Origin of the sequence: Bacillus sp. T3, from assembly GCF_033449965.1 — a bacterium.
Taxonomy (GTDB): Bacteria; Bacillota; Bacilli; order Bacillales; family Cytobacillaceae; genus Bacillus_BU.
On record NZ_CP137761.1, the window covers coordinates 3,330,666 to 3,354,590 of the forward strand.

The following is a 23,925-nucleotide window of genomic DNA, read 5'->3' on the forward strand; positions in this document are numbered from 1 at the left end:
CAAATTTCTTATTCTCAACGCTTGTCCGTATCACTCTATTAAATATTTGAATCTTTTATAAGGAAAGGAGGAAAACAAATGAAAGACAAAGGAACGAAGAAGCAACATGTGCAGGATGATGTCATGGTAAATATCGGCGGGGAATTCCCTAAAGAGGATAGACTATTTGAACAATCAATAGAGGCATTGAAAAAGAAATTACCATCTGTCAATCCTAACAATTTTCGAATCGTATTTATGGGTGACAGTTGGACCGGGGACGGCCATTCAAGTAATGATATGTTTGAAGAGGCTTTAAAAGTTGCAAAAGGCCTCGATCCTCTGGCTATTTTTCACGGCGGTGACGCAGTCTGGACAGGAAGCCAACAACAGTTTCAAACGGGTACAGACCTTTTTTATGGCCATCTAAGAAGCTTTCGTGAACAAATAACAAGGGTTTTTGGAAACGATATGCCCCCATTTTTGTCACACCGGGAAATCATGACAGCTCATCACCTAATTCTCCTGCTTTTGAAGCCTTTACCACCTATATCGGTCCAGCACGGTTTTCAATCCATATTCCAAAACTGTCAATGAAATTCATTGGACTAATGACAAATTTTGAATTCATTTCGTCTCTAGGTCATAAAATCTACTATTTGGACAACACAAATTTAGAATTTTTGCGAAATAACCTAAGTGGAACGGTGGAACAAAATACTTTTGTCGGCATGCATGTCCCACCAGACGCAGGAAAATGGACAAAATTTCAAGACCCCGAGTCCACTTTTGATATTGGGCTTAAACAATTTCTGGATATCATCCGAAAAAAAGTATCAAAGGTATTGGTCAGTCATGTTCATATGTACGATACAGAAGTTATTCAAGGCATTGAGTATATCCTGTCTGGTGGGGCTGGTGCACCGCTTGTTACAGGGCAAACTAACCATATTGTCGTGATTGAAGTCAAAAACGGTGTAATATCCCATCGTAAAGTCAACATTGGTTGGACAGCATAATGAATTAAACACGGGAACCCCGTACATGCAATACGGGGTTATTTTTCTATTGTTGTTCGATCAATTTGCTTTGACTGCCCAATTAAAAACGCTTCTCCAATTAATGAAGAAACGCCCCATTGTTTCATTCGGATGATTCAACATTATTACTGCTGGTTGTCTTTGATCCATCCGATTTTTTAGCACTTTTGCTTACATATGGTTTTGCACTCTTGGCTCTGTTCGCACTTGCTTTCCAACGATTCCAGCCTTTTTTTCCTGTTCCTCTACCCGTTCCGCTTTTACCCTTAGCTTTATTCATATAATCACTCCATTATTATACTACACTTGAGTTCCTGTGGTTGCTTGTCCATTTTACTTCCTTATTAAATAGGCACGATGCAATATACCATATCATACTTTAGAAATAGAAAACAATCCAAATTATCGGACTGACTTCTCTTTTTCAAAAATCCCCGCCTTCAATTCAAGAATACAGGTTTATTCAGTGAAATAAAAAAAGCCTACTCATAGAGTAAGCTTAACTTCCGATATAAACACTATCACATGTTCCAGGTTTTGGTTCATAATAACAATGATTTTTAAATTGACCAGCTCTAGGTTGACCATACCATGTTGGAGGACATGGAGCATATGGATTAAAATACCAAAGTGAATATTTTGCTGGGTGTTGCCTCCAATAATCCAAATTCTGTTTTGCTAATCTTTTTTCAACACCTCTTGCTCTTTGATAAAATACATTCCCTTTTTGAACTGCTTCAAAGGAATAATTTCCTCCTTGGACTTGAAAAATAACCTGATTTATTGTTCTTAAATTTTTAAAATCTGAACAATTTGCTTTAAGACGATTGACTATTACATTTCCAACATATAACATTCCCTGTTTACCTTCACCTTCGGCTTCTGCTCTCATCATCCTTGCCATTAAATCAATGTCCGAACTTCGGTAATTTACTCTTGGCATTTTCTTCACCCCAAAAATATAGTATGAACAAAAGCCGATAATGATGTCATTTTAATAAAATACGAATGATCGCTCAGGTAGGTGAATAATTACCATCCAATATAAGCTTTTTTAAAAAATTTTAATATCACTGCTTCTAATTTTGTTTAATATGTTTAAAATGAAAGATGTAAAGATAATAAAATCACACTATGGAAATATATTGTTAGGTGAAAGGAAAGAAATTCATGATTAAAAAATCTGATGTAATCGAAAGGTTAAACTCATTAATAGGCAAGGAACTAACGAGCCAAAATTTACATGAGGCATTGTTCTGTGAAGAAAAACATAAAAAAATACTCCGTCGCTATAATGCCGGCACTTATACATATGTTCAGTATAAAATTCATACAGACAAAACTTCTGACACACAACCGTGTGTCGACATTACCATACCAGGAAACCCAAACACATTTAGAGTTGGGCTGGAAGAAAGAGATGGACAACTAATCGTCCAATCCGAAGCAAGAATTAATTATTCCTATATTAATTAGGTTGTTCAATATAGAAAAGCCCTAAAAGTAGATTCTTAGGGCTTTTCTGTTTCGAGAAATAGCTTTAAATCTACTAATAATTTTAACAATTTGTGAATAATAGCACATTGTTACTATTTCCACATTTTTTATTCTTGCCTATATGAGTTTCCGAGTATTATAATTTTAGTAGTTTTTGTAACAAAAAATGACATAATACAACCCAATTTTGAAGGGAAATGTGTGGATGAAAACTAGACTTAAAGTGAATAGTAAAAAACGCAAATGGATTCGATATTCATTATTATCCTTAGGAGCAGTTTTAATTGGTTTATCCATTTATCTATATAACGTATATTCCAATGTTGCTAATGCAGTAGATAAGATGAATAAACCAATTGAACGAAAGGTCTCTAGCAAACGGGATGATAAAATCCAATTTAACCGAAAGGATCCCATTTCTATTTTGTTAGTCGGGGTAGACGAACGTGATGGTGATTCCAGGTCGTACCGACTCGATGCTGGTGATGACCTTAAACCCAAAAGAGAAAACAAGCAAATTAATTAGTATTCCACGAGATACTCGTGCTGATCTGATTGATCAAGATGGCAATAAATATTCCTACGACAAAATGAATCATGCATACGCCTTTGGTGGGATTGAAATGACCATTAACTCGATTGAGAACTTCCTAAATATTCCGATTGATTATTATGTGGAAGTAAACATGGAAGGATTTAGCGACATTGTTGATGCAGTAGGTGGTATTGACGTAACGAACCAATACGAATTCGAGCTAGATGGTGTTCATCTTACAGAAGGGGATTTTCACCTGAATGGAAGAGAAGCTCTAATGTACGCACGAATGCGTAAGCAGGATCCTCGCGGAGATTTTGGTCGTCAAGAACAACAGAGAGAGGTAATTTCCAAAGTTGTTGATAAAGGCACATCTCTCAAAACACTAACAAAGTATACAGACATTCTTGATGCATTAGAAAAAAATATTAAAACCAATTTAACTCTTGACGATATGCTCGGGATTCAGAAAACATACAAGCCTGCAGCTGAAACGATTGAGAAAATCGAGATTAAAGGTACTGGCGGTCTCTTTCCTAACGGAAAACAAAATGTGTATTACTACATCGTAGATGACGAAACAAGACAAGAGCTTTCAGACCAATTACGTGAACATCTTGGACTTGCCAGTTCGAAAATAAAACCAACTAGTTCAACATATAAACTTGAAAGCACATCAAATACTCAATCAAACACAGTTGAAAATACAAAAACAAGCACAACAACAAATACGAGCCAGCAAAAAACTCAAACAACAAGTGGTTCTAGCAGCAGTTCTAGCACCCAGACTGGAAGTGGAGTGAAATCGCCAGCAGTTGAGACCCCTAGCACCCAAACTGGCGGCACCAACACTCAAACAGGAAGCGGGAATAGCACTCGAACCGGAAGTGGAACTAATACCCAAACAGGCAATGGCTCGAATAGCCAAACTGATGCTGGGTCCAATAATCAGCCTAGCAATGGCTCTAGCACTCAGACCGGAAGCGACACGACCAACCCTCCAAGTAGTGGTTCAACTGATCAAACAAGTAGTGGGACAAGCGGTTCAACTAATTAAAATCTAATCCAAAAAACCTAACTTTTTGTTAGGTCAGGCTGTCGAGAAACTCTCGACAGCCTATTTCTTTTAAGTTTACAGCGTTAGTATGGTGGAAGGCGGACATAGGATACGCTATTTTTCATAAAATGCGGTCATTTTCATTTCTATCGGACATAGAAGCCTTTATTTAGCTATTTGGCAGCCTATTTTTGTTACTTTTTGCAAAATAACGCATCAAATGTCCGGAATGATTCCATATAAGGTGATATCTAGGAAAATAGTGCACTCATTGTCCGCCCGATTTGAATTGTCTCCACACACTTGGCGAGGTTAGAAAAAGTGTGTGGCAATTCTTCCAGGTTGATCCACCAGGTTGATTGGAGTGGAAGGTGCGAAGACTCCTGCGGGAGCAGTGGGACAGGTGAGACCCCGCAAGCGCAAAAGCGCTGAGGAGGCTCACCGCCCACCCGCGGAAAGCGAAGCACCTGGAACGGAAATGAACCGGCCGCTTAGCATGACAAAATAAAACTTGCCGAGAAAGATGCCCTTTCTCGACAAGCTGAAACCTAACTTTTTGTTAGGTTTTTTTTTTTTCAGTGAATATGATTAGTCATGGCTTCTGTGTATGCAACAAATTCGATGAAATCTTTTGACGAGTTCATTTTAAATGTAACAAAATACAGAAACAAAGAAATGATTATCAAAGGTAATTATTGGTAAAAATAATTATATTAAAGTATTATTTTTTCACAGCAGATATGGTGCCATATTTAGGGGGTCTAATAATGATGAAAAAATGGAAAATGTATTTGTTACTTATTTTGCCTTGGTTAACTGTTAGAAGGCTTGGTACATTCTCTTTTACTCGTTACCTGCCTACTATTATATTTAGTAACTTGGTTGTTGCCCTTATAAGTGAGGTATCACGGGAGTTAAAATGGTGGAAAGTAAAAAATCCTATTTTTCCAAAATTGGCAACAGATGTTTCATTTGTTTTTGGGCCTTTTACTATCGTTAACTTTTGGATTTTTAAATTAACGTACAAAAAATTTTGGATATATCTTTTGATTAATATCTTCGCTGATTATTTATTTGCATACCCATTAACAACCTTAGCAGAAAAACTAAAAGTATATAAAATGGTAAGAATGAGCCGCATGCAACTTTTCCTACTAAGTATTGTTGTAGCAATTTTTAATTACTTGTATCAATACATAATTGTTGAACCACTAAGAAAAGGAAAATCATATTGAAAGTTGCAAAATTTGAGGTTTCCTGAAAGAACTTAAGGTAGCGGACATGAGTTCCGTTATCTTCACCAAAATTGTTGTATTGATAGTTTTAACCGTCATCAGAGTCGCTATTTGATAAAACATGGGCATGATTTAGTGGTTTTTATCTAAATAGCGTACCATGTGTCCTCTTAAGTCTTTAATAAAGGGTAATTTATCAAAATAAGGTCTTTTATGTCCGTTCAAGCTTTGGTTAGCTTGGACTAATCTGGATTTAGTAAGGTTCAATTTAAACCAAACATTATCATTTTATGGAAAGTTAAAAAGGGGCTCGGAATGTGACCATTCCGAACCCCTTTTGTTATCTAATTACTTATCAAATTTCTTATAGATTTCAATCATTTCTTTTACTAATTCAGAAATCGTTTCTGCACTCATTAATTGATCTTCAGCGTGCATTAAGATAAGTGAAACATGTAGCTTATCTCCGCTTGCTTCTTTTTGAATTAATTGTGAGTGAACTTTATGTCCTTCTACAAAGTATTGTTTTGCTTCTTGAAGCTTTTCTTCTGCTAAAGAATAGTCACCTTCTTTAGCGGCATAAAGAGCCTCCATTACCGTGCTTTTTGCCATACCCACATTACTAATAATTGTAAAACCGATCATATCCATATCTAATTCAACCATTTCTTCCACCACTTTCTTTCACTCCTTTTTATATATCAAAAGTTCCTATGATTTTTATTTTTTTACTAATTTTGTTGATTCTGGAAGCTTATTTTCCCTAATTAATTCTTGATACCAATAGAAGCTTTTCTTCGGAATTCGTTTCATATCTAATAAGTCAAAGTCTTCTCTATTTACATAGATAAAGCCATATCGTTTTCTAAAACCTTCATGTGTACTAACTAGGTCAATAGCAGACCAAGGACTATATCCAAACACCTCTACACCATCTGTAATGGCTAATTGAATTTCCTTAATATGATCCTGATAAAATTGAATGCGAACATCATCATTAATTTCGCCGTTTTCATCAAGACTTTCATATAATCCAATCCCATTCTCTGTTACGATCAATGGTAATTGGTATCGGTCGTAAATCTGTCTCATTGTAATTCGGAAACCGACAGGATCAATTGCCCAACCAAACGGCGTTTCAGCAAGATTTGAATTGTATTCACCTTGATATACACCAGGTTCACTAATGACTTTTTGCTGGTCAACCTTATCTGTTTTTACTGATGCATGTGGGTCAGATTCTGATACCGTCATAGAATTATAATAGTTAAAAGCAATGAAATCCGGTTTCGCAGCTTTTAATGTATCCATATCTCCCGCTTCGATATTTGGAAGAGCATTGCGTTCTTCTAAATAAGACCATGCAGTAGGGTTGTAAATACCTTTGCAAGCTGCATCTAAATACAACCAATTACGGATAGCAGTCCAGTTTTCAGCTGCTAGTGAATCCTCTGGTTTACTTGTCGCAGGATACACGTTCGCAATATTAGGTGCAGGTCCGATTTTAGCGTTCGGCAACATTTTGTGACATAGAATCATCGCTTCCGCTTGTGATAATAGCATATGGTGATTTTGTTGGTAAATTTCTTGTAGACCGTTGGTTGTAGAAGTTCCTAATAAGTTACCATGTAAAATCATCATGTTCTGCTCATTAATAGTTAGCCAATATTTTACGCGGTCTCCATAGTTTTCAAATAAAACCTTTGAAAAGTTTTTAAAATCTTCGATAATGGAACGATTAGTCCAACCGCCTTCTTCTGCTAAAGCTAAAGGTAAATCGAAATGGAACATGGTCACAATCGGCTCAATGTTATATTTCAATAGTTCATTGATCAAACGATTATAAAATTCTATTCCCTTTGGATTTACCTCTCCTCTTCCTTCAGGAATAACACGTGACCAAGCGATTGAGAACCGGTAGGCCTTTAAACCCATTTCCGCAAACAATCTCACATCTTCTTCCATATGATGATAATGATCGCTAGTTACTTTAAAGTCTGTTGTATTTTCAGGTGGAGTTAATACATCTTGTGTAGAAGGCCCTTTACCATCTAAGTCCCATGCTCCCTCTACTTGGTATGCCGAGGTAGAAGCACTCCATAAAAATTGTTTGGGAAATGATTTTAATTCTTTATGATACATAAGTATATGCCCCTTTAAAAAACAGTTTTTAAAAGTTTCAATGTTTTCTATAATGGAAAAGGAATTCGCAACCAGGTTAATACTCTCTGGTTGCGATTCCTTTTGTTCTCATTACATTTTCAATCATAAAAGCAAGTTCTTAAGCAACTTCTTGTTCTTGCTCTTGTTTTAACGCCATACGGTCTACTGATTTAAAGAATGGATAGTAAATCGCCGCCGAGATGGCAATTTGGACAATATTCAATACCGCGCCTTTCCAACCACTTAAAAGGAATCCAGCAATAACTGGTGGAGTTGTCCAAGGAAGGTTTGTTCCGTTTGTTAACGGTACTAAACCAGATGACATTGCGAAATATCCTACGATCGCCATTACTAATGGAGTAATGATAAATGGAATAATCATAATTGGGTTTAGTACGATTGGTAGACCAAAAATGATTGGTTCATTGATCCCGAAGATTCCAGGTCCAATCGCTAATTTACCTAATGCTTTGTATTGACTAGATTTTGCAGTAGTTAATAGTAAGATTGCTAGACCAAATGTACTTCCAAATCCACCAAGTTTCATAAAGTTTGAATAGAATTGGTAGTTCATGATGTGTGGAATTGTATCTCCAGCTGCAAAAGCTGCAGCATTTTCAGCTGTTAATGCTAACCAGATTGGCTGCATTACGCCACCGACTACGTTAGAACCGTGAATACCAAATGACCAAAGTAAAGCCTCAAATACAGTAACGACAAGTGTTGCTGGTAGAGTAGCTCCTAAAGCTGTTAATGGTACTTGTAAATAGTGGAAAATGAAATCTTGTACAGTTCCTAAATCTGTGAATGAGAATACGATACGAACTAGATTGAATACAATGATAACGAATAATGCTGGAATAAGTGCTGAAAACGAACGGGATACATTCTCTGGAACAGAGTCAGGCATTTTGATCTTCCAGCCTTTTTTATCCACAAAACGCACGATTTCGACTGCAAGTACAGTTCCGATCATTCCTAAGAACAATCCGCTTGCACTAAAGTTTGAAGCCGGAATACCGAAGCCACCATCTTTTAACTCAGCAAACGGAGTTAGGATTAAAAACGCTACAAGTGCTGATGTGATAGCAGAAATACTATCTAATCCATAGGTTCTTGCAAGGCTTCGTGCCATTGAAACGATTACGTACAGTGTCATTACATTCATGGTTACGTCATACGGTACCGTAAAGTAACTTGACCAGTTTTTCCCTAAGATCGATGCCATGAATTCTGGATAACCGGTAATCGGAAGGTTACCGAGTAGTAAAAAGACAGAACCGATAATTAACAGAGACATTACACCGAAGAAACCATCTTTGATAGCCGTAATATAACGGTTGCTATCTAGCTTTATTGCAAAAGGTGCCATTTTACTTTCTAAGATTTCAAGGAATTTATTCATATGCTCCCTCTTCCCTTTTTTGATGGATTTTTTTATAGATTATTTATTATCTATTAAAGTAATCGCTTGTTCTAAAACTTTTTCGCCATTCATCATTCCGTAATATTGCATGTTGATTGAATCGATTGGAATGTTTTTGCTTGCACATTTTGGTTCGAATTGTTTTTTCATGAATTTCACTTGAGGTCCAAGTAACACTACATCAATGTCTTTCTTTTCAAGAGTGCCATCAAATTCTGATGCAGAAATGGCAAAGATGTCAGCTTCAGTTCCTTTTGTTTCAGCTGCTTTTCTCATTTTTGTTACCAATAGGCTTGTACTCATTCCTGCTGCACATACTAACATGATTGTTTTCATATCTATTTCCTCCTAGTGGGTTGTTGTGTTTGTATTACCTTATGTCCTTATTGTAGTTTGAAAGCGGTTTAGTTTAAATCGAAGCTTTTTCCGTTATGCAACGGAAAAGATTACTTTGCCACAAAAACAAAATTAATATACAGAAAAAAACCGACTACATAATCGTAATCGGCTTTTGGCTACTACTTTCCATTAAGTAGCTTTATTATTTCTGGGACGGATTGACTCTTGATAATTTTTTGTACAATTGTTTTATTTTCAATTACTTTAATGAGTTTCTCATACATATTATCAAGATTCCCTTTTGGACCTTTTTGAATATTTAATAAGCAAATTAATTGAACCATTTGATTATCTTGCCATTGAATTGGAGACTTAAGCGTACAAACCGTCCAAAAGGTTTCATCCGTCACTGGCACGATTGGATGAGGAATAGCGACCAGATTCCCGAAGCTAGTTGGAGCTAATACCTCTCTTTCTAAAACCAGTTTTTCGTAGTCTCTAGGCACTAGCCCTTGCTTTAATAATTCATTACACATGAACGATAGTACACTTTCTTTACTGACCAATTCTTGATGAATGAATACTCGTGAAGGATCCAAATAATCAGATAAGCTGTCTTGTTTTCCAGAATTCAAACAAGACTTTATTTGATCAATATCCTCTTCACCTAAAAACGTATTCACTACTTTGATTGGGATCCCTAAATCTTCTTTAATTGGTATGGTACTAATAATAAAATCAATAGAAGATAAATCGTAGCTGGATAGCTTATAGTAATTGATGGAATCTATAATCTCCAGCTCGTTCTCGAATAAATTCTTTATCCGGTAATAAAGTAATTTAGCACTTCCAACTCCTGAAGCACATACGACAATTACCCTTTTTACTCTCTTTTGCATACTTTTCATTCGTTCTAGTGCGACCCCGATATGCAATGCAATATAAGCGATTTCATGCTCGCCTGGTTCAATCGATAAATACTCTTCAATACATTTACTAGCAATGACCGCCCCTTGAAAAGCGCTTGGATACTTAATCTTAATTTCCTGTAAAAGCGGATTTCTAATATTCATTTTATATCTTAACCGGTTCATTGCAGGTCGAATATGAAGCGTCAAAGCTTGAATGAATTCAATATCATCTTGGAAATCCCAATTCAATTCAGACTTCAATCGATCCAGCATACATTGAACAATGCTACCTACTTCATCAAACTCACTAAATTCAGTAAGTTCCTTTTTTTGTAATAGTTTTGTTCCTAACAGATGGACAATAATATAATCAATTTCCGATTCAGGAAAACTGAGCCCCGTAATATTTTGAACCTCTTCAACAATTTCTTTTGCAACAAAGGTTTCAAAAGGATATTCTTTTAAAAATTGTTCCTTTAGATGCTCAATAATAAAACCTTCCTCAATTCTTTTGCAGGCGATAGCGATGTGAGTAGCTAAGTTTTCAAGTGAAATATCAGAAATTTCAATTTTGAATCCATCTACTTTTTTAATAATAATTTCTTTAATCTTTTTAATGATATCTTGATCAAACAAGTGAATGGAACCTGGATCGACACTTAAATCATCGTTTCGTGCAATAATATTATTGGATAAACATAGCCTTTTCATATATTCGTCCCCTTCAACATGTATTCCATAGTGAGGACGATTGGCTAATTTTAAATTATATTTTGCTAAAATTGGCCGAACAATTTTCAAATCATTTTGGATAGTTGATTTGGATACAAACATTTCATCTTCTAAATTTTCAACCTTTATCGGTTGTTTTTCTAATAAAAGTCGCTTTAATAAATAAACGACTCGTTCATCTAGATTGGAAAAATTATTTGCCGGTTTCCCCTGCTTTTCTTGAATCAACTTACTGAATTCTTCCAAAAACAAAGAATGATCAAGAACCTGTAGTTGATATCCCTTTCCTCGACAAGAATCAATGGCAACCCCTAATTTATCGCAATCCTCTTGTATCAATTTAATTTCATTTCGAACAGTTCGGTCACTAACATCTAATTCTTTGGCAATCCATTCAGCCGGTACTGGTTCCTTTGTTTTACCCAAAAATAAAAGAATATCGATTTGTCTTTTCGAGAACATACATATTCCTCATTTCTTACATTTCAAATCTTTTAAGAATATTTTTATAATATAACATTTATTATCTTTAAGGGTATATGTAAATATTATTAACCCAATCATTTTTTTTAGTTTTATAAAATAAAGCCATTAAAAAAACAAAAAAAAATCCCCTAAGGGAAATTTTTTATAGACTGGAACCTACTCTCTTTTTCGACCTTGTTTAAAGGATCAGAAAATTGCGATTCCCCATCATTCCTTTTAATTAAAAACTCACATGAATTAATTCAACATTCCACTTTCATTTGGCTTAGCTTTCATACTGCTCTTAATTTTATAGGTTAAGATGATAGAAGCAAATATTAGTGTAATCGCATTAGCAAATATGATTGCATTCAATTGAGCTATAAGTCCATAGATTGTCCATAACGCAACACCAATCGTAAACGATAAATACATGCCAAGCGAAATCCCATCAGTGTTTTTTGTCTTAATTACCATGATAGCTTGCGGAATAAATGAAGCCGTTGTTAATAGTGCAGCGATGTAACCTAGAATAGCGATCAAAGGTTTCCCTCCTAATATATTATTGATAAAATTGGTATACCTTTTTTCTTTAGTCAATTCTTCCTCATTCATGATAAACTCCAAGTGAAATTAATTAAATATATTTATTTTCCGTTGTTCAACGGAAAAATTTTATGCAAAGGTGAAGAGCTGTCGGTATTTTTACTATCCTTCTTATAATCGGTTCATTTTATAAGGTAATGAGTGAACAAGCAATTTATGAAACACTACGTATCATAAATGTAACAAATCTCATTCATCGTCATCTGTTACTAAATCCACCCATTCTATTTACCAATCCGTTTATTCGGATGTACACTTTCATCAAGCGAGATAAACGTTTTGATTTTTATCATCCTGCAAGATTTGCTTTTTAAACAACCGGAGGTGTCCATAGTGAAAAAAGGGATTAAAATAGTAACAATTGGCGGAGGATCTAGTTATACTCCTGAACTTGTAGAAGGCTTTATTAAAAGATACGAAGAACTTCCAATTAGAGAGTTATGGTTAGTTGATATTCCAGCCGGACAAGAAAAATTAAATATTGTCGGCAATCTAGCAAAACGGATGGTTGAAAAAGCTGGTCTTCCTATCGAAGTACACTTAACTCTTGACCGCCGCGAAGCATTGAAAGACGCTGACTTTGTTACAACACAATTCCGTGTCGGATTATTGGATGCACGAGCTAAGGATGAAAGAATCCCATTAAAATATAATGTGATCGGTCAAGAAACAAACGGACGGGCGGATTATTTAAAGGTTTAAGAACTATTCCCGTTATTCTAGACATTTGTAAAGATATTGAGGAACTATGTCCAAATGCGTGGCTCGTTAACTTTACTAACCCTGCAGGAATGGTAACAGAAGCCGTTCTTCGCTATAGCAACATCAAAAAGGTAGTAGGTCTTTGCAATGTTCCTGTTGGAATAAAAATGAGAACAGCTGAAATGTTAGAAGTAGCTCCTGAGAAAGTTGAAATTGACTTCGCTGGACTTAATCATATGGTATTTGGTCTAAACGTTTACGTCGATGGCATAAGTGTATTGGATGAAGTAATTGAAAAAATGGCCAACCCTGGCAGTTCAATGACGATGAAAAATATTAAGGACATCGGATTTGAACCGGATTTCTTAAGAGGATTGAAAGCAATTCCTTGTCCATATCACCGTTATTACTATAAAACGAGTGAAATGTTCGAAGAAGAATTGAAATCTGCTAGCGAAGAGGGAACTCGTGCAGAAGTCGTTCAAAAAGTGGAAAAAGAATTATTCGAACTTTATAAAGATCCAAACCTAGCAATCAAACCACCTCAACTAGAAAAACGCGGTGGTGCTTATTATAGTGATGCAGCATGTAACCTAATCAATTCCATCTATAATGATAAGCGTGATGTACAACCAGTTAACACAAGAAATAACGGCGCTATTTCCAATCTCGCACATGACTCAGCTGTAGAAGTAAACTGTGTCATTACAAAAGATGGTCCTAAGCCAATTGCAGTTGGTGAGCTTCCAGTTGCTGTCCAAGGTCTAGTTCAACAAATTAAATCGTTTGAGCGCGTTGCCGCAGAAGCTGCCGTAACAGGTGACTATAACACTGCCCTTCTTGCGATGACGATTAATCCTTTAGTTCATTCTGATAAAGTTGCTAAAGAAATCTTAGACGAAATGCTTGAAGCACATAAAGAATATTTACCTCAATTTTTTACAAAAGTTGAAGCATAAGAACAAAAACGAAAAAATTGATTACACTCCCCCATTAATTATTAATATATAGCGAAAGGTGCCATTCATAATATTGGATGGCACCTTTAATTAATACCTAGTAACCACATTCTTCCCGGTAAAATCCCCCAAGAATATAGTAGGATTATAGCCTGCATTTTCAACAAATTGCACACTGTTCACCACTCCAGTTCTTCCATCTTGAACGTGCTGGATGATATTTTGAGCAAAGGATAAGGTAATTATCTAATTACCAGAATCATACTATTTATTAGGCCAACTGAAATTCGATTCAGACATTACATGGCTTTTGAAGGATTAAATTTCATTAATTAAGGAGGGGAAAAATGAAAAAATTCAGTTCCTTTTCGGGTACGGTTACGATGATTCAGGATTATTTAGTAAGTTCTGAAGAGGAATCAAAAGGGTGTTTTAAAATAATGACCTTATTAAGAGAGGATGGTTCAATAATAAATTTCGTTATTAGCCCAACAACCTATTTTCTAGACCATATTATGGTTTCAATTGGAGACCGTGTAACTGGTTTTTATGATGTTAATGTACCTGTACTTTTTATCTACCCACCGCAATATCAAGCCCTTATTATCACAACAGAAAACACTTATCAAAATGTAAAGGTAGACTTTTTTAACAGCCAGATGGTGAGTAGTGATGGACAGTTACAATTAAATATTTCTAGTTATACTCCAATATTATTACAAAACGATCAGCCCTTCACATTGTACCCTGCAAACCGAAATCTTCTTGTTGTATATGGACCTACCACATTTAGCATTCCTGCCCAGACTACTCCCTATAAAATCATTGTACTCTGTTAGTGCGTTTTTTATGGGCATAAAGCCCCTTTTTTATTGTTAGTTTAAATTCCCACACTTGTTTCATTTTTACTCTAACTATTATGAAAACCACTTATACCACCATCAATCGTTTTCTCCTCGAACAAAACATTCAGTCTGTCGGCTTCCCAAGGCTGCAGCTGGTGTTCCCCTAATCCTCTGTGTTTTTTGGGATCTCATCAGGTTCTTCCCACCCCTACAGACTATGACAAGTTCGCTCCAAAAGAGTCAGTACGAACAATATACGCCCACTGCTACCTTTTATCCGAAATGCACACTCTGTCGGTGGAATATACTTAATAATCCTTGACCAAACATGTTATTACTAGCCCAGCATCCGTTTAGCATATTATGGCCTTAAGTAACTTTATGACATTTAATTCAGAATAAGTCATTTTTATTCTTAGTACACAAGACAAATGCCCAAGAACTTTTACCCAAATACACATAAAATTTACGGTAAAAGAAAATGAGGAGGATGAATGTAATGATTCCAAATAATATTGCCCTAAATACAACAGATGCAAGAATTGGTTTTGGTGGACCAGGCTCAGGTTTTGGTTTTTCACCAGGTCTAGGTTTTGGCGGACCAGGTTCAGGATTTGGTTTTGCACCAGGACTTGGATTTGGAGCTCCAGGTCTTGGGTTTGGTTATCCGTACCACCATCACTACTACCCATACCATCATTATCCATACCATCACCACCACCACCACTACCCATCCCCATATCCATACTAAGATTTGCTGAGATAAAACAGTCCAAATAATAATGAAAAAGAGGTATCTGTGAAACGAGTGTTTCTACAATAATAGAAACGCCATTTCTAGAAGCGATGAAGGCTTGTGTTCTTTAGCTGCAGGTTACATCACATGATGATTAAACACCCTATAAAACTCCTCATCCTAAATTTAGATGAGGAGTTTTCCTTTACGTTTGTTAGTTTTCCAACAGCCATGGCACGGCAGACAGCAAATCACGAAACACTATATCCGCTCCTGGATTTTCTGTCTCATCACCGATAAACACCGTCTTACAGCCCGCTTTCTTTCCTGCTTCAATATCAGGCTCACGGTCCCCCACCATAATGCTATCACGTCGGGAGATGTCATGCTTTTCCGCTAAATCTATGATCATTTGCGCTTCTGGTTTACGACAGGCACAGCCAGCCTTTGGTTTGTGAGGGCAGTAAGCAATATCATCGATTACTGCACCCTCTTTCGATAAATCCTTCTTCATTTTTTCATGAACTTTATGTAGAGCAGCTTCTTTCATAAATCCCAGTCCGATTCCGCCTTGATTGGTAACGACAAATACCGGAAGCCCAGCCTCATTTAATTGGCGAATTGCTTCGGCTACTCCATCTAAGAGATAAAATTCCTGTGGTTTGTTAACAAATTTCACCCGATGACTCAGCACTTCATTGATCACACCATCACGGTCTAAAAAGATTCCTTTCTTCAACGAACAATCCTCCTTGATCCATATTTTCCTGTTCCTCACAATTACATTCTGTCCTTACTTTTTATATTTAAAAATCCCACCTTCTCATTAGAAAGTGGGATTTGGATCATTTTTATCCTATTGCATAACTTCTTCGCCTTGATAAATCCGAAATGCCGGAACAATTGTGTCTGAGACTATTTCTTTTCCTTTTTCCCGGATGAAGTCCAGTTTATAATAGGCATCAAATCGCTGGCTGATTTCTGTTTTCACCAATTCCGGTGGTGTAACAACAATAAATTGGAACTTCAGCTTTTCTGCCACAGCAAAGATCGGGTCAAGAACATGTGCCGATGCTGCTTGTCCGAACGGATTGTCACAGACTAACGGAACCCAGCTTTTATCTGTTTCACTTTTGACGGATAATAGCATCATCATCATGACCATGCGAGCAGATAGCTTTTGTCCGCCACTACCATCGGATTTCGTCTTAGAACCTTGATTAATCGTCTGCCAGGTTGAGTAATGCTCTCGTTGTGGCTTTCCGTACATAAATGCATTATCCGTTCGCATATTGTAGACGAGTAGCTCAGGATAGCGATTGCGAAGCGAGACAAATAAAATTTGCTCATCACTTATCAGCATTTTGATTTCTTCGTCTAAAGCTCGATTATGGTCATCAATCAAATCGAATTGTTTTGTAATTTTGTTAATAGCAGAAACAAAGTGCTGTTTCAAAAGCGGCTCAATTTCTTCAGCCTTTTTAGGTAGGATGTCTTCTTTAAGCTGGACGAGTGGAAAGACGCCTCGATCATTTTTCAGCTTCATTTTCGCAATCATGGAGCGAATTGCCTCGGCAATGCTCATCACCTTCATGCTGGCACGGCTAGCCCAGAAGTTTTGAGCCTTTTCTGCCCTTTCCTTGTCGCGTTCTAATTGTTCCAATCCACTTTGTGAAAAACGCTTCATATTTTTGACGATGCTTTGAATATGCGAATAATGCCTTGTATCCATATGATCAAGTGTTGTTAATACTTCATTTTTAAAGCGAATCTCCCAATCTTTCCCTTCAATTGTTTGCTTTAAATTACGCAACGATTGATCGATTTTCGCGTGCTTCTCTTGGCCATCTTCTTGAAGTGCTTGATGCTTTTCACACCAGGATAGGATACATTGCTTTCCTTGACTCCTGATTTTTTCTAAATCGGAATCCGTAAAGGCGGACGCTTCCTCTTTGAGGATAACAGATAGCGTTAACAAATCGCCTTCATATCCAGAAATGTTCGTTTCCGTTTCTTTTTGGCGTTGTTCAGCCTGTTTTACTTCCTCTTTCGTTTGCTTCATTTGATCCTTAATTTCTACGTCCTTTACCTCTAAGTCAAGGTCAGCCCATTCCTCTGGCTGTTTTTCATGCTTGGCAATCTTTTTACCAGACTTGTCACGCTGCTCGGTCGCATGCTTCAAGGATGTTTCGGCGACAGTTACAGCTGTTCCTTGTTCCCGTTCTTCCTTTTCAGCCGTCTTCGTTTCCTTCTGTGCGGTTTGCAGCATATTTTCTAAAATACTGATTGGTTCTGCTGGTTCCGGAGCGTCTCTCCACTCTTCATTAAGAGCTTGGAGCTTTTTCTCTAATTTCAACTGCTGCTTTTGTTCCGATTCCTTTGTCGCCTGAATAACCAGTAATTCTCTTGCCTGTTCTTCCTTTGACTTTTGGAGCTGTTTTAGCTCTTCGATACTTCCATTAATCCCCTCTAATAGATGAGGAGAAAGACGAGGAAGCTCTTCACTTTGGTCTGCTTTTTCATCAGATGGAAAAGCGGCTTCTTCAATAAAGAAAGATATTTCCTTAATATTTTGCTCAGTTGAGAGCTTCCATTCTAAATACGTTTGATTCCACTTGGATTTCATTTCAACGATATTTTCGTATTCCTTGACTATTTCTTGCTGCGCTAAACCTAAGGCTTCCTTTTGCTTCTCCTTCTCCAGCTTTACCCGTTTATTTTCCTGGTGAAGCGTTTTTTCTTGTACAAAATCTTCTAAAGTGCCCACATCGGTTTTAAGCTTTTCAATCTTTTGATTGGTTTTCTCTAGCTGTGCTTTTAGATCAAGCTGTAAATCTTTTTCTTTTTGTTGGTTAGTGGTGATTTCCTGTAATTGCGCTTTCTTAGAAAGCAGTGCATTCTGTTCCTGATTCAACGCCTTTTCGATCTCGCTAGAAAGCTCACCTGATAAGAATCGATCGATTTCTTTTAACATCCGACGTAACAAGATTTCTGTTTTTTCAAGTTCGATGAGCGTATCTTTTTTCTCGTGAATTTGATTAGCAATCTTAATTTTCCAGTTGTTAAATTGGTTTTTATCCGTTAACAGCTCTTTTTCGGAGCCATTAATGATGACAAAGGATGATGGCTGCCCGTCACTGTTCATTTCCTCCCGTAAGAAAATCGGAACTGGACTGTTGAACAATCTTCCGGTCAGCACCTGCTGATTTATTTTTTGCCATTGCGGCCCGCTAACGACCAAACCATATGGTAGGAGCGGATACGTCACAAGGTGGTTTGCTAATTCCTCAGGACTTAATGATTGGAGAAATTGCGTTCCATAAAAGACATCAATGCCCGTCTTCTCATCGATCCAGTCCTTTAATTCTTTCACATCTTTATTGGCAATCCAGAAAGGCTCATCATTTAAGGAATGGTCAAGCTGGGTTTCCCAAAGTTCTTTTTTCATTTGTTCAGCCTGTTGCAAATTTATGCTAAGTAGTTCTTCAATCTGTAACACATACTTCGATAAAAGCGAATGCGTAAACGGCACCGTGACATCAGTTATTAAGCCATGAAGCTTTTCGAATAGCCTAGCCTCTTTTTGCTGTTGCACTTCATGTGCTGCTGTTAATTCTTCACATTTTTCTTCAGAAAACTGAATTGCTTGAGCGAGCGTTCCATGTGAATTGGCTAGTAGATTCTGCTTTTCACTCGATTCTTTATCTTTTGTTTGTAGATCTTCTAATCTATCTTTTTTATCTTTTATTTGTTTTGCTAGATTCTCGATATAGCCGTTTACATCATAGGTTAAGCGGTCGCCAAACTCTTTCGTTAGCGCTTCTTCCTTCGCTTCAAAAGTATGAATTTGCGTATAGAGAAAATCAATTTCCGTAGAAGCTTGAGCGATTTCTTTTGTTTTTTGTTTATCCTGCCCAGCTAGCTCGGCTTCTTTTTTCTTTAGGAACTTTCGATACCCGAAGTACTGTTTTAGTGCTTCTTGTAATGATTGATAAGACTGCTCCCATTGCTTTCTAGCTTCTTGTTTAATTTCATCCATTCTTTGATTCGTTTGTTGTAAACCACTATTTTGTTCCAATGTCGCAATCTGCTGGGAAAGAGCGCGAATGCTTTGTTCGTTTTCACTCCACTCCTTCAATAGCAGTAGAAAGGACAGTTCTTCTTTTCTTTGTTGTTTCTCTTTTACGGTCATTTGAAGGGAAGTATGCTTATCCCGTTCTGCCACTAATTTCTTATCCCAGTCCATGACTTCTCTATGTGCCTTTGCATACTCTAAATTGTCTTTTTGAAAGAACAATTCTGCTTGTCGGATCGCTAACTTTTCCATATCTTTAGCTAAAGTAAGCAACGTTTCCTCTTCAGATTGCTTCAAATGCTCTAACGCACCAAGCAATTGTCTGCCAACCTTTACACTACCTTGAACAATTTCTTTATGCTCGACCCCTTTTGCTAGATGCTCTTCAAATGGGACAATGTCTTCTAAAAACTCCTTGTGTGCTTGCTCTCTTTTTAATAGCACAGGCAGGTCCTTCGCAATACTAGCCTGACTTTTAAAAATCTCGACTAGATCGTCCTTTTGATGATCAGTCCGTTGCAAAACCTGACTAACCGTTGGAATAATCCGTTTTTGAAACAAGGAATGATCATCCTCAGCGCCTTCGAAGTATTTACCCACGCCACCTTCATCCTTGTTAATGTCCTTCATAATATCCCAGTCCTTACGGTTAATCCCGTATGTATCTAGGATCCGATAGTGCTTTTTCGTATCGCGGTAAACGTCATAGCCATTCCATTTTAAATAGTCCTTCAAACTTTCGTTTTCCGCTACTTCTTCATCTTCAAACAACGGAATATGCTCAAGCGCCGCTTCTTCTTTCCGTTCAAATTCTCTTGTATAAAACGTAATATTCGGGAGGATTTTCGCTTCCTGCTCCAATGTTTTGCTTTCAGTTCCACCTTCTTCACTCATCGAAATCCGCTGCTCAGCTGAGAACATTCCGCCGGTGACAAGGTGACGGCTGTCGGCACCGTCTAATTCCCATTGAATAACAACATGAAAGGTATAGGGAATAAATTGCTCTTTTTGATTAAAAAAGAACTGCTGATAATAACGATTATTTTGTTTTCCCCAAGACGTACCAGGTTTAAGGATTTGGAAGATGGTTTGCAGGAACACACCCTTCCCGCCCCCATTCATCATCGCAATCAGACCATTGGTTGAGGTCTTTTCATTATGAAAATTAAATGTGGTATCTTTGTATTGTTTTTGCATGCCATCATACTTCAGGCCAACAATTCTAATACGGTGGATTTTCGGCATGCTCATCCTCCTCTGGTGTTATTAGTTTCTTTAATAATTCGTAACGATCATAATCATGATACAGGTATTCAATCCGCTCAAATAGTTCTTGTTTTGGAATCACCTTCGGAATATCATCGCGATCTAGAATGACGATCAACCCTTCCGTCTCTAATAAGCGCATGCTACTGGCAATTAAACCAATTCGGGTTCGTCTATTACCTTTTTTGATTCCATAGTCATCGGTGTCAACCTCCATATACTTCCAGGTTGTCACCATTTCCTTCATATCGATCCGTTCTTCATCGCCGAAATTAGGTTTCGTTTTCAGAATACTATCCCAGTTCATGATAAGATCGTTGACCTGACGTTCTAATGCGTAGTAACTGATTCCTTCCCGCTTTGTCCTGATTTTTGCGGCCTGGTTGCGATCGATGGTTGCTAAAAAAGACATAATTACCATGCTCATTAGATGAAAGTGTTTTTTTGATTCCACCTGCTTATGCTTTTCTTTCAAATGGGTAAAATTTGTCGCATAGACCGAACCGGTCGGCTGAACAACTAATTGAATCCGTTTTGGCGATTCAATGATATATGTACCTGATTCGTCTGCTAATAAAAGAACAGTCTGTCTCACTTCCGGATCAAAATAGGTCTGGAAGTGTTCGCTCATTTCATCGATAACTTTATCTTTTAATAGAGAAAAATAGATAGCGGATGCTTTTTTAATAGTTTCGGCATTCATCCTTTTTCCTCCTGAATACAGATTTTAAATGGGGTCAATTTCATCCGATGCCATAGTAATGGTTCGGCACGATGATCAAACTTCGTAAAGATTTTCAACCCTTCAAACAGTTGAAATTGCGGATATTCCTTCATTAATTTATAGAGGAGAATTTCCCGCTCATCACTTAATGTTTCTTCCTTACGATGTAGGACTTGGACCTTTAGCGGCTTTTTATCAAACATCATCCACAAATCAATCGTTTCCGCTTCTTCTAGCCATAAATCCTGTATTTCTAAAGGCAGCTCTGCTAGATCAGCTAACGAAAACTCTCCGTATGTTTGTAAATATTGAAAAACATAGCTCCATGCTTCAATAACCGAATCCCAGTTCGTCACGCGGATTCGTGTCACACTATCATCGGTCTCTTCTTCCACTAATAGCTCGGTTTGTTGTTGTTCATCAAATTCCTGTTCACCCCAAATCCAATCAAGCGGCAAAATGAATTCGTTTTTCGGTGAAAACAACGGCGAAAGAATCGTTTCGATCACATCGAAACGTTGAACGCCCTCTTTCATGATGCAATTTTCATAAATATGCTCTCGAAATGAAACGAGGCTCGTTTCCCAAAACAAGGATGGGTTTTCGGCCTTTAATTTCATTTCGTGGGAAATATTTTGAATGACGAGTTTGGCAAATCGATCATGCAATTGCCTTGTATGGCCAATTTTTTCTTGGAGCAGCAGCAATTCCTTTTGAATCCCATCATCTTGTTCATTTCTTCGTTTCGTTTTTTCAATCATGCTTGAAATTGTCCGAAAGTGACTTTTTTCTTCCTCAAATTGCTTTTCGATTTCCACCCGATTGTCGGCCCTTTGCCATTCTTCTTCCATCAATAAAATTTTGGGATTGTTGATCATTTCCTTTTGAAAGGAGAATTCTCTTGCCATTAAGCGGTTGACACGTGAAATGAGGTGATCGAGGTTTCGCGTAGCTTTTCGAAAATTACCGTTTTTAATCAGCTGCATACTATAGAGCTGTTCGATGGTGATTGAGAATTCCTCCGCCATTTCCCTGCTCATAAAAATCATTTCCTGAGCGACATCGGTGAGTTTATAAACGATCGAGCCGCCAATCTCTAAATTCGTATATAACTCATCCATGGTCACATAACGGAACACCTGCGTTTCCCATGATTGTCTATTTTCATCGTAATATAAGGCTTCAAACGGTTTACTATACTCTTCTTTCCCCTGATATAGCAGCCCGCTTGTCATCCGTTCAATTTGCTTTTCGTCCGCTAACAGCTTCATCTGTTTCACGGCATCTTCGACCATATATTTAATATCCGATTTACGCCTGCTATCATCATCATTTAATTCTCGGTAAAAGATGGTGAGAAGCACCTGCATGAGAATACTTTGGATATATGGCTTCAGCTCCCCTATTTCCATTCCTCTGCCAAGCTCAAACAGCGGGTTTAATCGTTGCATTCGCTGGGCAAAACCTTCCCATGATTCGTTCATAGCCATCTCCTCCATGTTTCAATTGTTAACACTTCCTGTGGGATGCGCTTATTCTCCTGCCATAATTGCATGAGCTTCACCTGCTCCTCTTCGGTAAACCATTGAAGGAATGCATCACGGTAGTTTGTGTTTTGCGTTTGACCGAGTTTCTGGTCATTTCTTTGGTCAATACAATCCAGCATTTTACGATAAATTTTTAAGGCCGGCTGAATGCAGCAATCTTGGTATTTTTCCATCAGCCGAATCAGTATCCCGTATCCAGAAGCATCTAAATCACCGGCATAATAGAAAAGGTAGTCTTTTGGCGGAAACGTCCGGAAGAAAAACGAAAAGCTTCTTTCAATTTTCGTCCCTTCTCCATAGATAATCAGTTCCGGTTCATAATCAAGAAGATTCTCTTCCAATAATTTAATGGCAGTATGAAAGAAAGATAGATTTTCGACGATTAGTACTCTTTGAATATCTTTCATTTCTTTGCCTTGCTTGATCCAAAACACAAACGGCTCCCCGTAGTTCACCGTCTTAAGCTGATCCTCTGATAATCCAATTCGGGTTAAAAAGCCTTTCCCCTCAGGAAAGCTGTCACTGTCGATTAAGAACTTTTCATCGCCAAAGAGCTCGAGACTTCTTTCTTCTAATGACACGATTTCCCGTTCTTGGCTGGATTGGAGAAATGTATATACATTCTGGATTCGATTCCATTCGTCTACTGTTTGCCATTCAGGATGGCGCTCATAATAGGAAAAATCAAACTGATCACTCAATTTCATCATCTCAAGCCGATCCCATTTTTTCTCGTTTACTTTTACATTAACCCAGTAAAAAAGGGGCAATGTTGGGGTTTTTCCGTTATATTGATGATTTTGAATCGGTGTCAGTTGACCCTCACCTTGTAAGGTTTGGATTGCCTGATAAAACAACGAATACCCATCCATATCAAAATAATCATCCGAAAGCCTGCGCAACTGTAATTCTAAATCATTCATATTAATCTTCTTTTTCTGCTTAGGGTGTTGAATATCAGCAATAAACCCTCTCACCCTTGCTTCAATAATATCGATTGTACTCACCTACTTCTAAAAACAAAATTCGACATCCATCAATTATAAACTATTTTGGGAGCAGAGGGACCGTTCATGTGCTTCCTTT

At 37.4% G+C, this 23,925-nt stretch carries 19 protein-coding genes and 2 pseudogenes; 8 read left to right on the forward strand and 13 right to left on the reverse strand.

Features of this window, described 5'->3' with window-relative positions; all coding sequences use genetic code 11:
• Positions 1 to 78 precede the first annotated feature (78 nt).
• Together RGF10_RS17080 and RGF10_RS17085 are read left to right on the forward strand one after the other, a co-directional pair.
• Positions 79 to 576 carry a hypothetical protein gene (locus RGF10_RS17080; RefSeq protein WP_318504006.1) on the forward strand — a complete coding sequence of 166 codons (498 nt, stop codon included), beginning with the start codon at positions 79 to 81 and terminating at the stop codon, positions 574 to 576.
• A gap of 110 nt (positions 577 to 686) precedes the next feature.
• Positions 687 to 998 (forward strand): hypothetical protein, encoded by a 312-nt coding sequence (locus RGF10_RS17085; RefSeq protein WP_318504008.1) that lies wholly within the window; start codon positions 687 to 689, stop codon positions 996 to 998.
• Positions 999 to 1,122: 124 nt separating this feature from the next.
• Here the strand turns inward: RGF10_RS17085 and RGF10_RS17090 are convergent, their stop codons facing one another.
• Together RGF10_RS17090 and RGF10_RS17095 are read right to left on the reverse strand one after the other, a co-directional pair.
• The gene (locus RGF10_RS17090) at positions 1,123 to 1,299 is read right to left on the reverse strand and encodes a DUF3934 family protein (protein WP_318504010.1); all 177 of its coding nucleotides are present in this window, start codon (positions 1,297 to 1,299) and stop codon (positions 1,123 to 1,125) included.
• Positions 1,300 to 1,518: 219 nt separating this feature from the next.
• On the reverse strand, positions 1,519 to 1,962 hold the full coding sequence (locus tag RGF10_RS17095; RefSeq protein WP_318504012.1) for a cell wall hydrolase: 444 nt from the start codon (positions 1,960 to 1,962) through the stop codon (positions 1,519 to 1,521).
• A 227-nt stretch (positions 1,963 to 2,189) separates the two neighbouring features.
• On the opposite strand from RGF10_RS17095, the gene RGF10_RS17100 reads away from it, so the two are divergent.
• The 3 genes and pseudogenes from RGF10_RS17100 (at position 2,190) to RGF10_RS17110 (ending at position 5,343) form a co-directional block, all read left to right on the forward strand.
• Entirely contained in the window at positions 2,190 to 2,495 is a 306-nt protein-coding gene (locus RGF10_RS17100; protein ID WP_318504014.1) for a hypothetical protein, read from the forward strand.
• A gap of 226 nt (positions 2,496 to 2,721) precedes the next feature.
• Positions 2,722 to 3,676, forward strand: a pseudogene (locus RGF10_RS17105) (LCP family protein); the annotation flags it as partial.
• Between the two features lie 1,199 nt (positions 3,677 to 4,875).
• Positions 4,876 to 5,343 carry a hypothetical protein gene (locus tag RGF10_RS17110; protein ID WP_318504016.1) on the forward strand — a complete coding sequence of 156 codons (468 nt, stop codon included), beginning with the start codon at positions 4,876 to 4,878 and terminating at the stop codon, positions 5,341 to 5,343.
• Positions 5,344 to 5,691: 348 nt separating this feature from the next.
• On the opposite strand, the gene RGF10_RS17115 is transcribed toward RGF10_RS17110, so the two are convergent.
• The 6 genes from RGF10_RS17115 to RGF10_RS17140 all read right to left on the reverse strand — a co-directional run bounded on the left by RGF10_RS17115 (position 5,692) and on the right by RGF10_RS17140 (position 11,922).
• Complete coding sequence (locus tag RGF10_RS17115) at positions 5,692 to 6,021, reverse strand: PTS sugar transporter subunit IIA (RefSeq protein ID WP_318504018.1); 330 nt, start codon at positions 6,019 to 6,021, stop codon at positions 5,692 to 5,694.
• Between the two features lie 42 nt (positions 6,022 to 6,063).
• Entirely contained in the window at positions 6,064 to 7,485 is a 1,422-nt protein-coding gene (locus tag RGF10_RS17120; protein ID WP_318504020.1) for a glycoside hydrolase family 1 protein, read from the reverse strand.
• A gap of 139 nt (positions 7,486 to 7,624) precedes the next feature.
• The gene (locus RGF10_RS17125; RefSeq protein WP_318504022.1) at positions 7,625 to 8,911 is read right to left on the reverse strand and encodes a PTS sugar transporter subunit IIC; all 1,287 of its coding nucleotides are present in this window, start codon (positions 8,909 to 8,911) and stop codon (positions 7,625 to 7,627) included.
• 39 nt (positions 8,912 to 8,950) lie between these two features.
• Positions 8,951 to 9,268 carry a PTS sugar transporter subunit IIB gene (locus RGF10_RS17130; RefSeq protein ID WP_318504024.1) on the reverse strand — a complete coding sequence of 106 codons (318 nt, stop codon included), beginning with the start codon at positions 9,266 to 9,268 and terminating at the stop codon, positions 8,951 to 8,953.
• Positions 9,269 to 9,450: 182 nt separating this feature from the next.
• A complete protein-coding gene (locus tag RGF10_RS17135; RefSeq protein ID WP_318504026.1) occupies positions 9,451 to 11,376 on the reverse strand; it encodes a BglG family transcription antiterminator in 1,926 nt (641 codons plus the stop codon).
• A gap of 261 nt (positions 11,377 to 11,637) precedes the next feature.
• Entirely contained in the window at positions 11,638 to 11,922 is a 285-nt protein-coding gene (locus RGF10_RS17140) for a SemiSWEET transporter (protein ID WP_318504029.1), read from the reverse strand.
• Positions 11,923 to 12,318: 396 nt separating this feature from the next.
• On the opposite strand from RGF10_RS17140, the pseudogene RGF10_RS17145 reads away from it, so the two are divergent.
• From RGF10_RS17145 to RGF10_RS17155, 3 genes and pseudogenes are all read left to right on the forward strand, one after another.
• Positions 12,319 to 13,646 (forward strand): annotated as a pseudogene (locus tag RGF10_RS17145) (6-phospho-beta-glucosidase).
• Positions 13,647 to 13,993: 347 nt separating this feature from the next.
• Complete coding sequence (locus tag RGF10_RS17150) at positions 13,994 to 14,485, forward strand: hypothetical protein (RefSeq protein WP_318504031.1); 492 nt, start codon at positions 13,994 to 13,996, stop codon at positions 14,483 to 14,485.
• Between the two features lie 505 nt (positions 14,486 to 14,990).
• Positions 14,991 to 15,242 (forward strand): hypothetical protein, encoded by a 252-nt coding sequence (locus RGF10_RS17155; RefSeq protein WP_318504032.1) that lies wholly within the window; start codon positions 14,991 to 14,993, stop codon positions 15,240 to 15,242.
• Positions 15,243 to 15,441: 199 nt separating this feature from the next.
• Here the strand turns inward: RGF10_RS17155 and RGF10_RS17160 are convergent, their stop codons facing one another.
• The 5 genes from RGF10_RS17160 to RGF10_RS17180 all read right to left on the reverse strand — a co-directional run bounded on the left by RGF10_RS17160 (position 15,442) and on the right by RGF10_RS17180 (position 23,846).
• The gene (locus tag RGF10_RS17160) at positions 15,442 to 15,966 is read right to left on the reverse strand and encodes a D-glycero-alpha-D-manno-heptose-1,7-bisphosphate 7-phosphatase (protein WP_318504034.1); all 525 of its coding nucleotides are present in this window, start codon (positions 15,964 to 15,966) and stop codon (positions 15,442 to 15,444) included.
• A gap of 117 nt (positions 15,967 to 16,083) precedes the next feature.
• On the reverse strand, positions 16,084 to 20,547 hold the full coding sequence (locus RGF10_RS17165; protein ID WP_318504036.1) for a hypothetical protein: 4,464 nt from the start codon (positions 20,545 to 20,547) through the stop codon (positions 16,084 to 16,086).
• Positions 20,525 to 21,271, reverse strand: a complete 747-nt coding sequence (locus RGF10_RS17170; RefSeq protein ID WP_318504038.1) for a DUF6063 family protein — start codon at positions 21,269 to 21,271, stop codon at positions 20,525 to 20,527. Before RGF10_RS17170 ends, RGF10_RS17165 begins: the two co-directional genes overlap by 23 nt.
• Positions 21,268 to 22,776 (reverse strand): hypothetical protein, encoded by a 1,509-nt coding sequence (locus RGF10_RS17175; protein WP_318504040.1) that lies wholly within the window; start codon positions 22,774 to 22,776, stop codon positions 21,268 to 21,270. The genes RGF10_RS17170 and RGF10_RS17175 overlap by 4 nt, the downstream gene beginning before the upstream one ends.
• Positions 22,773 to 23,846 carry a Wadjet anti-phage system protein JetD domain-containing protein gene (locus tag RGF10_RS17180; RefSeq protein ID WP_318504042.1) on the reverse strand — a complete coding sequence of 358 codons (1,074 nt, stop codon included), beginning with the start codon at positions 23,844 to 23,846 and terminating at the stop codon, positions 22,773 to 22,775. The genes RGF10_RS17175 and RGF10_RS17180 overlap by 4 nt, the downstream gene beginning before the upstream one ends.
• Positions 23,847 to 23,925: the final 79 nt, after the last annotated feature.